14 protein-coding genes and 1 pseudogene are annotated in these 15,193 nt (G+C 38.5%); 2 read left to right on the top strand and 13 right to left on the bottom strand.

The window, feature by feature from the left end:
- Positions 1-22: 22 nt before the first annotated feature.
- From FFM55_RS01070 to FFM55_RS01010, 13 genes are all read right to left on the bottom strand, one after another.
- The gene (locus tag FFM55_RS01070; protein ID WP_042492015.1) at positions 23-2,482 is read right to left on the bottom strand and encodes a phosphoketolase family protein; all 2,460 of its coding nucleotides are present in this window, start codon (positions 2,480-2,482) and stop codon (positions 23-25) included.
- Positions 2,483-2,628: 146 nt separating this feature from the next.
- On the bottom strand, positions 2,629-3,360 hold the full coding sequence (locus FFM55_RS01065) for a GntR family transcriptional regulator (RefSeq protein ID WP_042492018.1): 732 nt from the start codon (positions 3,358-3,360) through the stop codon (positions 2,629-2,631).
- 88 nt (positions 3,361-3,448) lie between these two features.
- Positions 3,449-4,117 carry an HD domain-containing protein gene (locus tag FFM55_RS01060; protein ID WP_042492019.1) on the bottom strand — a complete coding sequence of 223 codons (669 nt, stop codon included), beginning with the start codon at positions 4,115-4,117 and terminating at the stop codon, positions 3,449-3,451.
- A 20-nt stretch (positions 4,118-4,137) separates the two neighbouring features.
- Positions 4,138-4,851: a hypothetical protein gene (locus FFM55_RS01055; RefSeq protein ID WP_042492021.1), complete on the bottom strand. Its 714-nt coding sequence runs from the start codon at positions 4,849-4,851 to the stop codon at positions 4,138-4,140.
- A gap of 2 nt (positions 4,852-4,853) precedes the next feature.
- Complete coding sequence (locus FFM55_RS01050; RefSeq protein WP_042492022.1) at positions 4,854-5,348, bottom strand: aminoacyl-tRNA deacylase; 495 nt, start codon at positions 5,346-5,348, stop codon at positions 4,854-4,856.
- 194 nt (positions 5,349-5,542) lie between these two features.
- Positions 5,543-7,024: an ABC transporter substrate-binding protein/permease gene (locus FFM55_RS01045; protein ID WP_042492024.1), complete on the bottom strand. Its 1,482-nt coding sequence runs from the start codon at positions 7,022-7,024 to the stop codon at positions 5,543-5,545.
- Positions 7,025-7,040: 16 nt separating this feature from the next.
- Complete coding sequence (locus FFM55_RS01040) at positions 7,041-7,772, bottom strand: amino acid ABC transporter ATP-binding protein (protein ID WP_042492026.1); 732 nt, start codon at positions 7,770-7,772, stop codon at positions 7,041-7,043.
- A 300-nt stretch (positions 7,773-8,072) separates the two neighbouring features.
- A complete protein-coding gene (locus tag FFM55_RS01035) occupies positions 8,073-8,336 on the bottom strand; it encodes a DUF2922 family protein (protein WP_137600376.1) in 264 nt (87 codons plus the stop codon).
- A gap of 13 nt (positions 8,337-8,349) precedes the next feature.
- On the bottom strand, positions 8,350-8,586 hold the full coding sequence (locus FFM55_RS01030; protein ID WP_137600375.1) for a hypothetical protein: 237 nt from the start codon (positions 8,584-8,586) through the stop codon (positions 8,350-8,352).
- Between the two features lie 330 nt (positions 8,587-8,916).
- On the bottom strand, positions 8,917-9,765 hold the full coding sequence (locus FFM55_RS01025) for an aldo/keto reductase (protein WP_137600374.1): 849 nt from the start codon (positions 9,763-9,765) through the stop codon (positions 8,917-8,919).
- A gap of 186 nt (positions 9,766-9,951) precedes the next feature.
- Positions 9,952-11,376: an L-arabinose isomerase gene (gene araA, locus FFM55_RS01020; RefSeq protein ID WP_137600373.1), complete on the bottom strand. Its 1,425-nt coding sequence runs from the start codon at positions 11,374-11,376 to the stop codon at positions 9,952-9,954.
- A gap of 45 nt (positions 11,377-11,421) precedes the next feature.
- Positions 11,422-12,117, bottom strand: coding sequence for an L-ribulose-5-phosphate 4-epimerase (locus FFM55_RS01015; RefSeq protein WP_042492033.1), 696 nt, complete (start codon positions 12,115-12,117; stop codon positions 11,422-11,424).
- A 6-nt stretch (positions 12,118-12,123) separates the two neighbouring features.
- Complete coding sequence (locus FFM55_RS01010; RefSeq protein ID WP_042492036.1) at positions 12,124-13,737, bottom strand: xylulokinase; 1,614 nt, start codon at positions 13,735-13,737, stop codon at positions 12,124-12,126.
- Positions 13,738-13,965: 228 nt separating this feature from the next.
- On the opposite strand from FFM55_RS01010, the gene FFM55_RS01005 reads away from it, so the two are divergent.
- Both FFM55_RS01005 and FFM55_RS10130 read left to right on the top strand, forming a co-directional pair.
- Positions 13,966-15,048, top strand: coding sequence for a GntR family transcriptional regulator (locus FFM55_RS01005; protein ID WP_042492038.1), 1,083 nt, complete (start codon positions 13,966-13,968; stop codon positions 15,046-15,048).
- Positions 15,049-15,051: 3 nt separating this feature from the next.
- A pseudogene (locus tag FFM55_RS10130) lies at positions 15,052-15,132 on the top strand (transcriptional regulator); the annotation flags it as partial.
- Positions 15,133-15,193: the final 61 nt, after the last annotated feature.

Below are 15,193 nucleotides of genomic sequence, written 5' to 3'. Positions count from 1 at the left end.
TTAAACTAATCCACTTAGTAGATTACTTGTTTAAAGCAGTCCACTTCCAGTCAGTAAACTCTTCGATATCATGTCCCTCGTTACGAGTAACTTCGAAGTGCTTTGCCAAGATAGCATCAATCTTGTTATCAAAGGCTTCTGCTTCATCAGCAGCAATAACACCCTTGGCAGCCAAAACTTGTGCAGCTTCCTTAGCTTGGTGGAAACGATCCAATTCTGAATATACACGCATATCGTAAGTGGTTGTAATATCACCATCTTCACGGTAACCATGAACGTGAGCACCTAAGTGTTGACGCTCGTAGAAGATTGATTCGATCAAATCTTCGAAGCCGTGGAATGCGAACATAACAGGTGTTCCTGATTCACCAAACAATGCGTTGAACTTTTCATCAGACAATGCACGTTCGTGGTTCATCTTACCATTCTTGTTTAGCAAACGGTGCAATTCAACAACGTTTACGTAACGCAACTTAACGGCTGGGAATGCTTCATTGATCAAGTGCAATGCAGCAAGCGCTTCGATAGTTGGCTCAACACCAGCTGATGCGAAGACGATATCTGCATCTTCACCTTCAGCAACAGTTGATGCCCAATCAATTGCCTTGATTCCTTCAGTAGCCAATTCTTCAGCTTCATCAACTGAGAACCATTGTTGACGTGGTTGCTTTGAAGCAACAACGTGGTTAACCTTGTGACGTTCAGTAAATGCACGACCAAAGACAGCCAACAATGTGTTACCATCAGCTGGCAAGTATTGACGGATAAAGTCAGCCTTCTTTTCAGCCAAGTGTGTCAACATTCCAGGATCTTGGTGAGTGTAACCGTTGTGATCTTGTTGGAAAGCAGTTGAAGTTGAAATCAAGTTCAATGATGGGTAATCATTACGCCATGGTTGTTCTGAAGCATGACGCAACCACTTGAAGTGTTGTGTAATCATTGAGTCCACAACACGTAAGAATGATTCGTATGATGCAAAGACACCAACACGACCAGTCAATGTGTAAGCTTCTAACCAACCTTCAGCTTGGTGCTCTGACAATTGTGAGTCCAAGATACGACCTTCAGGTGCTTGGTGTTGGTCGTTAGGTTCCTTAACTTGTTCCATCCATTGACGGTTAGTTACTTCAAACATACCCCACAAACGATTTGACATCGTTTCGTCAGGTCCGAAGATACGGAATGAAGTTGGGTTCAACTTTGAAACTTCAGCAAAGTAGTTTGACAAGACATTCATGTCCATGTTCTTGCTACCATCTGCCAATTCAGTTCCACGAGTTTCAGCAGTAATCTCGTTAGCAAAGTCCTTCCAATTTGGCAAAGTCAAATCAGTAGGTGCATCACCACGACGACGACCACCGTTAGCTGCGTAATTAGCTGCCATACGCTTGTCACCCTTTGGTGCCATTGCAGCAATTTCTTCCTTCAATGAACCATCGGCGTTAAACAATTCTGTTGGCTTGTATGAGTTCAACCACTCTTCGAATTCTGGCAAAGTCTCCATCTTACCTTGTGCCAAAGGAAGTGGGACTTGGTGAGCACGGAATGAGTCTTCAATTGGTTCACCAGCTGCGTTGTGAGTAGGTCCACCCCAACCCTTTGGCAAGCGAGCAATGATAACAGGCCATGCAGCAATTTCACCATCAGCATAGCGACCGTCTTCACGGGCTGCCTTTTGAATAGCTTGGATGTCTGAAATAGCATCATCGAATACCTTAGCAGCCAATTCGTGGTATGCCATGTAATCGTGAATATCATCATTTTCGATGAAACGTGGTGAGTATCCCAAACCTTCAAAGAACTTTGTAATCTCTTCATCACTCATACGTGAGAAAATTGTTGGATTTGAAATCTTAAATCCGTTCAAGTCCAAGATTGGCAATACTGCACCATCGTTCTTAGGGTTGATGAACTTGATTGAGTGCCATGCAGTCATTGCAGGACCAGTCTCAACTTCACCATCACCAATAACAGTGAAAGCAATTTGGTTAGGATTATCCAAAATAGCACCAGTTGCGTGAGATAGTGAGTAACCTAACTCACCACCTTCGTGCAATGAACCTGGCGTTTGTGCAGTCATGTGTGATCCAATTCCACCAGGGAATGAGAAACGCTTGAACAAACGTGCCATACCATCAACATCTTGTGTAATTTCAGGATAGCTTTCAGTATAAGTACCGTCCAAGTATGAGTTCGTAACCATAACTTGACCACCGTGACCAGGTCCACCGATGTAGAACATGTCCAAGTCAAACTTGTTGATCAAACGGTTAGCGTGTGCATACAAGAAAGTTTGTCCTGAGATAGTTCCCCAGTGACCAATTGGCTTTACTTTAACATCATCCGCTTGGATTGGTGTGTTAGTTACTGAAAACAATGGGTTGCTCTTCAAAAAGATCATACCTGCTGAAAGGTAGTTGGTAGCACGCCACCAAGCGTCTACCTTTTCTAGATATGCCTTTGAATCAAAATCTACTGCCATTTTGATTAAATCTCCTTTTATTTTTGAGAAAGGTTATATCGCAGAAGTTATCTTCTGGATTACAAGTATTATAATAACAGATTTTGAACCTAGGTACAATAAAAAACTCTCAATTGGACCGTTCCAATTACGGTACAAAAAATAGTCTATTCACCATCCAAACTAACGAAGCTATTATAGCGCATATATTTGTAATGAACGCGCATTTGACCGACTTCAAAGGGGGTCCCATCATCCAAGAAAAACACACCAGACATAATTCCCACTGGCTCATTAGCATTTAACTGTAAATACTTTTGATCTTCATCTTGTGATGGCTCTGCCGTGATCGTCATAAATGATTTTGTAACAGCTCGCTTTGTCGTTTGCTCTGCATATTGAAACATGGAATGCGTCATATCTTCAGCTGTTAATGCTGGTAATAGTTTAGCTGGAATAACCGCATTTTCGATCATAAAAGCCTCATTTTGCAAAGTACGCAACCGTTTAATACGATAAACTTCATCTGACGCATTTAAAAACAGCGCTTCTTTATCTTCTTCATTGGCAGCATCCTTTTCGAAAACTAACAATTTAATTGCGGGCGTCTCACCATTGAAACGAAAAGCATCAGAAACACCTAAGTTATGACCAACTGCATGAAACATCCCCTGATTCTTTAAATATAGTGGATTAACAAACGTGCCCGACCCACGTTTTTTAAAAATAATACCTTGTCTCACTAACACATTTAAAGCACGTTTAATTGAGCTACGTGAAACACCATATGAAGTCGCTAAAGACCGTTCATCTGGCAGTTTTAAATCGGGGAACTCTTGGGCGTTTATACGCCTATTTAAATCATTAAGCACCTTCATGTATAGGACTTCTTGGGCCATTTTTAACCTCCTGTTCGTTACAAGGTATAATCATAACATAAAAGTGGTCCAACCAAAACTTGATCGACCACTTCCTTGTTTTCTTATTTTAATAATCTTTTTGTTGCCATTCTTTTTCAAATTGATTCACAAAATCATGCATAATACGATCACGCTCAATACCAATTCGTTGTCCCTCAGGCGTATTCAAATAATCCTTAAGTAGAAATAATTTTTCATAGAAATGGTTGATAACGGTATTCCCGTCACCTTTACGATATGACGCCTTCGTTGTGATATGACGTGGTGGCATCGTCGGATCATATAAAGCATCGCCTTTAATGGCACCAAATTGGATGGCGCGAGCGATCGCAATCGCACCAATTGCATCTAAGCGATCTGCATCTTGTACAATTTTACCGGCCAACGATAATTTTGCTGGTTCCCCAAATCGTTGTTTACTCCATGACATATTGTCAATGATATTAAAAATCTCAACTTGTTGTTCAGCTGGTACTGCAATATCTGTCAATAACTTTATTACACGACTTTTTGCTAAATCTACATCCTCAAATAATTTGTCATCATAAGTATCATGTAAAATGGCTGCTGTTTGTGCAACAAAAGCATTTGCGGTTGGCTCAGTCGCCAATATGTGCTGAGTCATTGCCAATACACGTTCAATATGTGTCATATCGTGGCCTGTCTTGTCACTTTGCAAAACTTTTTCCGTAAATTCTTTAATTCGTGCTAACTTTTCTGTTTCACCATATGCCATAGCATTCCCCCATCATTTCGCTATACTAATAGACTTGTCAGACTCATAATAACTAAGCTAATACCCAAATTAATCAACCACGTCATGGCTAACCAACTGCCAACTGTTTCCCAAATCAACGCATCATCTAAAATAAACAATCCAATAACTAAACCCACAACTAACAAAACGATTATGTATACTGTAAGGCCTTGCCAGACATTATGCCAGTCAGCTGGACTAATATTCATGCCTAAATTTAGATTGAATATCAAAGCTATCCAAATCACAATTTGCCAACCAGGTACACCTACAAAAATATGCCAACCCAATGTTTGAATGTCAAATAAGTTAGGCCATAAAATTTGCGTTATAACCCCAGTAACCAACGAAATTACCAGCATTGGTGCTAAACCAATAAAAAAATTACCTAGACGTTGATAAAGATTATGTGAATGCCATGAATGATCTACATAACCTAATCGTCTGTCTTTGTCTGGCTTAAATGGATTTGTTAATAACACGATTTTATCAAGATGATGCCCAAATAACAGCGCTAATGATGCATGTGCTAATTCATGCACGATTGTTCCCAACCAACTAAAAATAAAAGGTGCACGTGGACCAAAGCGCACCATTAAATGCTGTTGCGACTTCATCGTTAACCATGAAATACAATAACTTGCGACTAAAGGCATTATTAAAAAAATCAAAAGTACCCAAATTATTGAACGACCAATCATTGTTTCCATCATCCTTATTCGTCCGTACGAATAGGTGCAAATTGACCATGTACAAATTCAGCTAACGTAACTGCATCAATGCGAATTGACCGACCAATTTCACCAGCTGAAATTGTAATCATACCTGCTTGTTTGGCACTTTCATCAAAATAAATTGGAAACTTCTTCGTTTGCCAAATGCCAACTGGATTATTAGCACCATGCACATACCCGGTCGTTTTTTGTAAATCCTTTGTTGGAATCATGTCAACACGCTTATTACCTGATACAGCAGCTAACTTTTTCTCATTCAGATGATCATCAACTGGTACAATCCCAATCACAGGTCCAGTAACATTACCTTCTAAAGCTAATGTTTTATAAATATCGTGATCAGTTAGTCCATACGCATCTAATTCAGCTTGATTACGTTGCATACCACCAGAAAACACAATCGTTTCATAGGGAATATCTGCTTTATCTAAAATTTGTTCAACTAAAATCTTTTTAATCCGTCTTTTCTTGGCCATTATGCCGCTCCTCACTATTTATCTATCTTAATATGTTAGTCCAATTTGTATTTTTTACATATATAAGAATATAACAAAAGATGTTACAGTTACAGCTTTTAAATTATATTTAAAAGACATCAATCTAACATTTTATAAACGGTAGGTTGATGTCTTATTTTAAAATAATTATTTTATTTTTTTAATCTACATGATTAGCCCAAAGTCTTATCTGACTTACGTAATTTCTTTTCAAACAAATTCAACAAACGACTAATACCAAATGTCAAAACGAAGTAAATAACAGCTGTAATCATCAGTGGAATAAATGGCTTGAATGAGGCACCTTGTACGACTGAAGTTTGGAAAGTTAATTCACCCACCCCAATAACGGAAACAACTGAACCTTCTTTAATAACTGTAACAAATTCATTACCCAAAGCTGGCAAAATATTCTTAATGGCTTGTGGTAACACCATGTAACGCATCGTTTGTCCCTTGGTAAATCCTAATGAACGCGCTGCTTCAGTTTGACCATTAGGCACTGCTTGAATTCCTGAACGAATAATTTCGGCAACATAAGCACCTGAATTTAAGAACATGGCAATTGCCCCAGCTAAGAAACTTGACACGTTCAGCCCAATTGCTTGCGTTCCAAAATAAACAATAAAGACTTGAATCAACAATGGTACACCGCGAACTGCTTCAATATAAGCAGCAGCTAGCCATCTTAAAACTTTGACAGATGACAACTTCATCAAAGCAAAAATAATACCTAATACAATACCGAATAACACCCCAATAACAGCTAAACCAATTGTATAACCTGTTCCTTTAATAAAGTAAGGTGCATACTTGTGGAAAAATGACTCTTTTTTATTCATTTGCTTAATTGCATCATCTTGCATTTTCTTTAAGGGTGCACCAATAATATGATCATCCAAAATCTTATTAACTTTTGCTTGTAAGACCGTGGCATTCTTATTCATAACAACAGATGAACCATTGCTAATCCCTGGTAGTTTGGCTGGTGACACAACGAATTGATTGCTTTGTTCTAGATAGCTCTTAGCAGTTGTGCTTGCAACAACAACCCCATCTACTTTCTTTTGGGTTAATTGGGTCACTTCATCCGTAATCTTTTTCAATGAAACAACCTTTTTATCAGTTAATTCATGTGCTAAGTCATCCTGCTTAGAAGAAACTTGCGCAGCTAACTTTGCTGAACGTAGTTGATCTAAGGTTGCCCACTTATCTTTATTTTCTTTCAAAGTTAACACAACGTTTTTATCAACAAAATACGGTTTTGAGAAATTAACTTCTTGTGCTCTTTCTGGCGTTTCGGTCATACCGGCAACAACCACGTCTACTTTGCCTGTTTTAACTGCACCAAGCAAAGCATCAAAACTCATTTCTTGAATTTCAGTTTTAACACCAAGTTGCTTACCTATCTCACGCGCTGCAGCAATATCAAATCCAACAATCTTATCTTTACCATTTTCAGTTGTATGAAATTCATATGGCGCATAGTCAGCTGACGTTCCAACAACTAACTTGCCCGACTTCTTAATCCGGTCTAACGTTGGATCAGATTGCGCAGCACTTACAGATGAAATGCCTACAACACCTAGCCCACTACTCATTACTAAACCAACAGTCATGGCTAACATGACTAATTTTTTTACCCATTTTTTCATAAATAAAATGCCTTTCTTACAACATCTTCGCTAAAAAACTTTGTACACGTTCTGAATCCGAATTTTCAAAAAAGTTATTTGGCGTATCGTAAGCTGTCATTTCACCATCACTCATAAACCAAATTTTTGAAGCCACTTCACGAGCAAAGCCCATTTCGTGCGTTACGACCAACATTGTCATACCTTCTTGTGCTAATTCACGCATTGTTTTTAAGACTTCTCCAACCATTTCAGGATCTAACGCTGATGTTGGTTCATCAAACAACATGATCTTAGGATTCATGGCCAGTGCCCGAGCAATTGCCACACGTTGCTGTTGTCCACCTGATAATGATGCTGGATAAACATCAGCTTTATCTGCTACACCTACTTTTGCCAAGAATTTTTCAGCTGTTTTAGTTGCTTCACTATCAGCAACACCCTTAACCTTTACCAACGCAATTTTGACATTATCTAAAACAGTCATATTAGGAAAGAGATTAAAACTTTGAAAAACCATTCCCAAATCCTGTCGAATCTTATCGAGTTGTGTTTCATTGGCTTGTGTAATATCTTGACCGTCAAAAATCACAGCACCTGATGTTGGGTGCTCTAACATATTTAACTCACGTAGTAACGTTGACTTCCCTGTACCTGAAGGTCCTAAAATTGCAATAACATCACCCTCTTCAACGCCAGCATTAATTGACTTTAATACTGTATTACCACCGTACTCTTTATGTAAATCTTTTATTTCTAAAATTGCCATATTTTGACTCCCATCTATTGCTGATTCATAAAACACTAATAGTAACTGAAATTATATGCAATAAACCGGATTAAAATTGCTTACAAGCACATTTTTATTCAATAAAAAAGAATATAATCATCTTTTTCATCTATCCCAACGACTACTGCCCAACTACCATTCGTTATCAATGTATAAATATTAGCACTTAACGATAGTTTATGCAATAAAAATTCAAAAAACACCTTAATTAGTTTTAATTATACAAAAAACACTGAATATATACATTGTAAAATGTCATATCCAGTGTTTTCATTTTAATTAAACGCGTTTTGGTGTCATTTCAAAAAGTGTTTTTTTATTTGTAGTGGCCAATTGTGCCATATAAGGTGTGCCTAGCGTCATCGACTCACCTTTTGCGTTTACTAAGAATAATAAATCAGCTAACTTTAACATCGCTTGATACACAACCTCCTGGGTCAGGTTGACATCCGGATTTTTTAACTTCATCACCGTTACCTTTTTTGGTGTTGACGCATTACCATCACCTTTAGTCATAAATGATAATTCCAGTACTTGATCCATCACAACTTCCTCCTTATTGACTAACTTTTGTGGTTATCAATGCATGTTCTTTCGTATCCACTGTAATAATCTTCTCGATTGTGTCTTCAGCACCAAGTAACTCGATAATCCGTGCTAGTTCTGACAACTCCATAACTGTCGTGCCCTTTTTGACAAAAAATTGCCGATTTACGACTAAATCATGGGGTCCCTTACCGACAATCTTTACCTTAATCGCCTCTGTCTGCTTTGACTTATTTTCTACCATCATGAAATCTCCTTAGTTTTTTTATCGAATGGCCATTCAAAACATCAGCTATTTTGCTGACATCTATACTAACGATTTGAATCCGTTAAAATGTCACATTAATTGCTAAAAAATAAGAAGATTGGTACACAAATTATTTTATATGTAAAAAGCTTGCAGACTTATAGTTGAAATATTTTTAACAAAAAGACGTTGGAACATCTTCTTTAGTCCCAACGTCTTTAAACGTGCTTCGACAGATTGAAACCTTATTGTAACGCTATTTAAGTTGGTCACGTTACAACTGGCTTTAGAACATCTTTCGTCCCACGCGCTTATAATTAGTCTTATTTGTTAATGGTGAGGATATTGGCTACCACGTTCATATACTTGTTCTGGTTCTTGACTAATCCGAGTAAAATTATTCAAATTATCAATTGTCATCATTTCTTCTACTGTTAGTGAGAAGTCATAGATGTCCCCATTTTCGATTACTCGTTGTGGATGTACCGATTTTGGAATGATACTGGTTCCATTCGCTAAATGCCAACGTAAAACGACCTGAGCTGGTGATTTGTGATATTTTTCAGCAATTTCAATAATGACCGGTTCAGCCAAAACAGAACCACGCCCAAGCGGTGCCCAAGCCTGCGTCACAATATCATTTTCTCGCAAAAAATTGCGTAATTCAGGTTGTACCAAATGAGGGTGGTTTTCAATTTGATTAACTACTGGCATTTCATTGGCTTGTGTCGCTAAATATTGCAAATGAATCATACCAAAATTTGAGGTTCCTAGAGACTTCACTAAGCCTTCCTCTTGCAATCGTTCAAATGCACGCCAAGTATCAAAGAATTGTTCATGCAATGGCCAATGAACCATTAATAAGTCCACATAATCCATTTGCAAGTCTTTTAATGATTGTTCAACTGAAGCGAGCGTCGCATCGTAACCTTGGTTCTTTTCAGCAACTTTTGTTGTCACAAAATAGTCTTCTCGAGAAACGTCTAATGACCGCAAAGCATTTCCAACCTCAGCTTCATTTTGGTACATTTGTGCCGTATCAAACAAACGGTATCCTGTTTGCCAAGCTGTTTTAACCACCTGCGTTAAGTTTTCTTGATCTGTTACTTTATATAACCCTAGACCTTGTTGTGGCATTTGATAACCGTCTGCTAATTGAAGTTTCGTCGTTATATCCATTGTGTTTCTTGTTCCCCTTTTTAAATGCAAACTTGTCTTATTCATATGTTAACATCTCAATGGTATATCATACCAGATAACATAAAAAGTCAGTAACAATATGTTTTAACGACACACCATTACCGACAATTTAAATATGAGAGATTTTAGATTTTTTTAATGAGATTTTAGATTTTTTTGTGCGTGTTACTTGATATCAACATATGTTAATTCAAACAAAGCTGACAAATCTGATAATTGTTCTGAATCAATATCAAATGATAGAACTGTGTGGTGACCACCACCAATTGTCAACCAACCAACTGATCCATCACGCAAACCTTGCTTTGGTGTCCATAATTGCTTGGCCACTGGTAACAATGGCATCTCTGCTTCAGGCTTGTTACCACTTACATCATATGACATCAACTTGAATTCGTCACCGTAATCAGCAAGGGTTGCGTCGATAGCATCCCCTTCCATACCAGTGAAGACCAAACGTGCTGGGTCAGCCTTACCACCAATGTCCATTGGATGAACTTCAACTCGTGGCTTGTCAGAAGCGATTGTTGGATCAACTTCTAACATGTGTGATCCTAAGATAGCTTCGTGACCCTTACGCAAATCAAGTGTGTAATCTTCCATGAAGACAGTATGCTTGTTGTGTGACATAACCTTCATCAAGCGTGCTAATGCAGCAGTCTTCCAGTCACCTTCACCAGCAAATCCGTAACCTTCAGCCATCAACATTTGTGTTGCCAAACCTGGTAATTGTTCTAGACCGTACAAATCTTCGAAATTATCGGTAAATGCCGTATAACCACGAGCATCCATAAAGCGCTTCAAACCAAAGTATTCACGGATTTGATATTTAACACTGTGTTCAAACTTTTCAGGTGTGTTATCACCGACAACAAAGTCGTAAACTTCTTGTAGTTCTTCATACTTAGCATCAATATCTTCATCACTAACTGCATCAACTTCAGCAACTAAGTCACCCATTGCCCAGTAGTCTACACGCCAACCAAACTTGATTTGTGCTTCAATTTTGTCACCATCAGTAACCGCAACATTACGCATCTTATCAGCAAATGCAGCAACTTTAATCTTGAATGATTCGTTGTAGGCAACTGCAACGTCCATCCACTTACCAATTTGTGCTTGCACTTCTTCATCAGACCAGTGACCATAAACGATCTTATTGTTCAAACGTAGGCGTGCATTGATAAATGCATACTCACGATCACCGTGGGCTGATTGATTTGTATTCATGTAATCAAAGTCAATGTCATCATATGGCAATTCTTCTAAGTATTGCGTAGCAAAGTGTAGCAAAGGCTTTTGCAATAGTTGCGTTCCACGAATCCAGTTCTTGGCTGGTGAGAAAGTGTGCATCCATGTAATAACACCGGCAACTGAATCATCGTAGTTAGCTTCCTTCATTGCTTCAGCAATATTTTCTGAAGTCGTTGCAACTAACTTAAATTCTACTGGATAAGGTAGCTTACCTGATTCGTTCAACTTATCAACGATATCCTTCGCATTTGCCTCTACCTTATCTAATACTTCTGGACCGTACAAAAATTGTGACCCTGTAATAAACCAAAACTTGTAATTTTCTGTGCTTAACATTATTTCATTTCCCCCTGAAATATCTAAATAACAACAACCAAACGTCTACTTTTGACCGTAATAAGCATTAGCCCCATGCTTACGCAAATAATGCTTATCTAATAGTGCCTGTGAAACATGAATACCATGCGGATTTAACATCAATGTATGGTAAGCCATTTTAGCTGACTCTTCCAACACCACTGCATTATATACAGCTTTATCGGCAGTTGGTCCCCAGGTAAATGGTCCATGATCTTGTGCCAAAACAGCTGGCACAGCCATTGGATCAATCCCGCGTTTGTTAAATGTTTCAACAATCACATTACCTGTTTCCAACTCATACTCACCTTTGATTTCTTCATCAGTCATCTGGCGAGCAACCGGTACATCCCCATAGAATGTATCCGCATGTGTCGTACCGGCAGCTGGCAAATCGATACCAGCCTGAGCAAATGACACCGCCCATGGTGAGTGCGTATGCACAATCCCACCAACCTCTGGAAATGCCTTGTAAAGGACACGATGTGTTTCCGTATCACTTGATGGATTAAGATCACCTTCGACAATCTTACCCTCAAGATCAACAACTACCATATCCTCAGGCTTTAATTCATCATATGGCACCCCTGAAGGCTTAATGACAAACAAACCACTTTCACGGTCAATTTCTGAAACATTTCCCCAAGTAAACTTAATTAAATCATGCTTGGGCAAAGCCATGTTAGCATCATAAACACGTTGCTTAACATCTTCTAACATTATTAACTAATCCTCCTCAACAACTGGCATCTGATCAATCGCAGCCTGCTCAACTGGCAAACCGGCTTCGTAACGTGCCATGAACTTTGCAAAGCCAGCAACATCTTCTGGATCGGGTACAATTGTTGTACTTTCTTGAGATTTAAAGACATCGTTATCTAGATAATCAGCTAATGTTTGATTAGCTGCATGATTGGTAACAAATTGTGATAAGACGGCCATTCCCCATGGGCCACCCTCACCTGCATTTTTCATCAATGTAACAGGGGTGTTCATCACACCTGCCAACATCTTTTGTGCAACAACTGGTGTTGTAAAAATACCACCTTGTGCAATGACCGAATCCATGGCAACTTGTTCTTTAGCCAATACATCCAAGCCAATCTTCATGGCACCAAAGGCACTATATATATGCATGCGCATCAAGTTTGCCAAAGTAAACTTCGCATTTGGTGTCCGGACAAACATTGGTCGTCCTTCAGCCATTCCTGTGATGTTTTCGCCTGAATGATATCCATAGCTTAGTAACCCACCAGCATCAGGATCAGCCTTTAATACGCTGTTAAACAATGCACTGAAGATTTCACCACCAGTTACCGTTGCCCCAATGGCTGCAGCAAATTCTGTAAAGACACGCGCCCAAGAATTAATCTCTGACGTACTATTGTTAATGTGCACCATAGCGACGGCTGACCCATCTGGCGTTGTCACCATATCAATATTTTCATTGACTTGTGACAATTCTTTTTCCAAAACAACCATTGCAAAGGCAGATGTTCCAGCAGATACATTAGCAGTACGTTGCTTAACTGAGTTAGTTGACACCATACCAGTTCCAGCATCTCCTTCAGGCGCAGCAGCAATCGCATCAGGTTGCAAAGTACCAGATGGATCTAATAGTTTTGCACCAGCTGCAGTCAGCTTACCAGCTTCTTCACCAGCTAATTTAATTGTTGGCAAAATTTTACGTAGTTCCCACAAATATTGTTGGACTGTCTTTAATGAGCTGAATTGATCAATCATTTCCTGATTATAGTCATTTGTGTTTGAATCAATTGGGAACATTCCTGATGCATCCCCAATACCAATCACCTTTTCACCAGTCAACCGCCAATGAACATAACCAGCTAATGTTGTGAAGAAGTTAATTTCTTTCACATGAGTTTCTTGATTTAAAATTGCTTGGTATAAGTGGGCGATACTCCAACGTTGTGGAATGTTAAAGTCAAACATTTCTGTTAACTCCGCCGCTGCTTGGCCAGTAATCGCATTACGCCAAGTCCGGAATGGCACTAACAATTGATCATCTTTATCAAAGGCTAAATAACCGTGCATCATCGCTGCAATACCAAACGATGCCAAACGTGTAACTTTCACACCATATTCATCATCAATAACTTCTGTTAAATTTTTATAAGCACTTTGTAAACCTGTCCAGACATCTTCTAATGAATATGTCCAAACACCACCTTCAAGTTTGTTCTCCCAATTATGGCTACCAACTGCAATAACTGAATAATCAGTTGCAACCAGTACTGCCTTAATACGAGTAGAACCAAACTCAACCCCCAAAGCGGCTTTCCCTGTTGTAATTTGTTCTTGAATTTGTTCTTTATTCATTACTTTATTCCCTTCAGATGAGAACTTTTTCGTATTTGTAACCGTTTACAAGTATTATAATAAAACAATTGTACGTACAAATCAAGTCAAAACCCAAAAATTTGTATGTACAAATAATAGCTTGGTTTTTAATTCCTTATCAGACCAGGTTATTGCGCACTTTTTTATAGGTGAATTTTTTTGTATAATGGGACTTATTATCTATGTTTAAAAAACGGGGGGCACATTATGGATACAAAATATGACATCGTCAAAAAAGGGCTCCGCAATGATATTATTTCTGGTAAATTTGCAATCGGTGATAAATTACCAACTGAAGCAAACCTAACTGAACAATACAATGTGAGCCGTTACACCGTTAGACGTGCTACTGCAGGTCTAGAACAAGAACACTACTTATATCGTATTCAAGGTGATGGGATGTATGTAAATGATTGGAAAAAAGTACCAGCTGTTAAAACTGAAAACAAAGTGATTGGTGTTGTCACAACCCATCTGGCGGATTATATTTTCCCAGAAATCATCAGCGGGATTGACCAAGTGATTTCTGATGCTGGGTATGCTTTATTTATCAGTAATACCCACAACACTTTCGATCGTGAACGTCGTAGTTTATTACGCATCATTGAAAGTGGCGTTAGTGGCCTCATCATTGAACCAACGATGTCAGCATTACCAAATCCTAATAAAGATTTGTACGATCAAATTAAAAAACTGAACATTCCGACAGTTTTCATTAATTCTACTTATGATAACCTCAACTTCAATTATTTAGGCATTAACGATATTGAAGCCGAATCTCAATTAGTTGAGCACCTTATTTCACAAGGTCACAAACGTATTTTAGGCGTCTTTAAAGTTGATGATATTCAGGGCGCTCATCGTATGCAAGGTTTTTATAAGGCCTTTCAAACTCAGCCTGACTACGCGTTGGATAGTAATCTCATCATGTACCAATCAAATGATGAGGAAAATAACGCCTTAATTTTAAATAAAATCGAGACTTATTTGGAAATGCCCAATCGTCCAACGGCGTTAGCCCTATATAATGATTCTTTAGCCATACAAACCATTGATCTAATTAGATCACTTGGTTTTAGAATCCCTGAAGACATTGCGATTGTTGGCTTTGATGACTACGGTTTATCATCTTACATGACGCCTAGCCTAACAACTAATCGTCATCCTAAACGTAAAATGGGGCGCGATGCTGCCCAGATACTTCTTGATATTATCAATGGACAACCTGGTCATGACATCATTTATGAACCAGATATCATTGTTCGTAATTCATCTATGAAACCGGAATAATGCCATAAAGGTGGTATGACTTTATTTGGTAAAGGTTTTGGAAACTATGATCAAGATATAAACTTGAAATTATTTTATAGTTAATGCAAAAAATAGCAGGCAAGGAAACCATTCGTTTTCCTTGCCTGCTATTTCATATAACACT

Source organism: Weissella sagaensis, from assembly GCF_005405285.1.
In the GTDB taxonomy this organism is placed as follows: Bacteria; Bacillota; Bacilli; order Lactobacillales; family Lactobacillaceae; genus Weissella; species Weissella sagaensis.
This window is presented reverse-complemented; position numbering and strand designations above follow the sequence as displayed.

Bases quoted from the DNA above. Each gene is read 5' to 3' on its own strand.
- FFM55_RS01070 (WP_042492015.1), bottom strand. From the start codon at position 2,482: ATGGCAGTAGATTTTGATTCAAAGGCATATCTAGAAAAGGTAGACGCT.
- FFM55_RS01065 (WP_042492018.1), bottom strand. From the start codon at position 3,360: ATGGCCCAAGAAGTCCTATACATGAAGGTGCTTAATGATTTAAATAGG.
- FFM55_RS01060 (WP_042492019.1), bottom strand. From the start codon at position 4,117: ATGGCATATGGTGAAACAGAAAAGTTAGCACGAATTAAAGAATTTACG.
- FFM55_RS01055 (WP_042492021.1), bottom strand. From the start codon at position 4,851: ATGATGGAAACAATGATTGGTCGTTCAATAATTTGGGTACTTTTGATT.
- FFM55_RS01050 (WP_042492022.1), bottom strand. From the start codon at position 5,348: ATGGCCAAGAAAAGACGGATTAAAAAGATTTTAGTTGAACAAATTTTA.
- FFM55_RS01045 (WP_042492024.1), bottom strand. From the start codon at position 7,024: ATGAAAAAATGGGTAAAAAAATTAGTCATGTTAGCCATGACTGTTGGT.
- FFM55_RS01040 (WP_042492026.1), bottom strand. From the start codon at position 7,772: ATGGCAATTTTAGAAATAAAAGATTTACATAAAGAGTACGGTGGTAAT.
- FFM55_RS01035 (WP_137600376.1), bottom strand. From the start codon at position 8,336: ATGGATCAAGTACTGGAATTATCATTTATGACTAAAGGTGATGGTAAT.
- FFM55_RS01030 (WP_137600375.1), bottom strand. From the start codon at position 8,586: ATGATGGTAGAAAATAAGTCAAAGCAGACAGAGGCGATTAAGGTAAAG.
- FFM55_RS01025 (WP_137600374.1), bottom strand. From the start codon at position 9,765: ATGGATATAACGACGAAACTTCAATTAGCAGACGGTTATCAAATGCCA.
- araA (WP_137600373.1), bottom strand. From the start codon at position 11,376: ATGTTAAGCACAGAAAATTACAAGTTTTGGTTTATTACAGGGTCACAA.
- FFM55_RS01015 (WP_042492033.1), bottom strand. From the start codon at position 12,117: ATGTTAGAAGATGTTAAGCAACGTGTTTATGATGCTAACATGGCTTTG.
- FFM55_RS01010 (WP_042492036.1), bottom strand. From the start codon at position 13,737: ATGAATAAAGAACAAATTCAAGAACAAATTACAACAGGGAAAGCCGCT.
- FFM55_RS01005 (WP_042492038.1), top strand. From the start codon at position 13,966: ATGGATACAAAATATGACATCGTCAAAAAAGGGCTCCGCAATGATATT.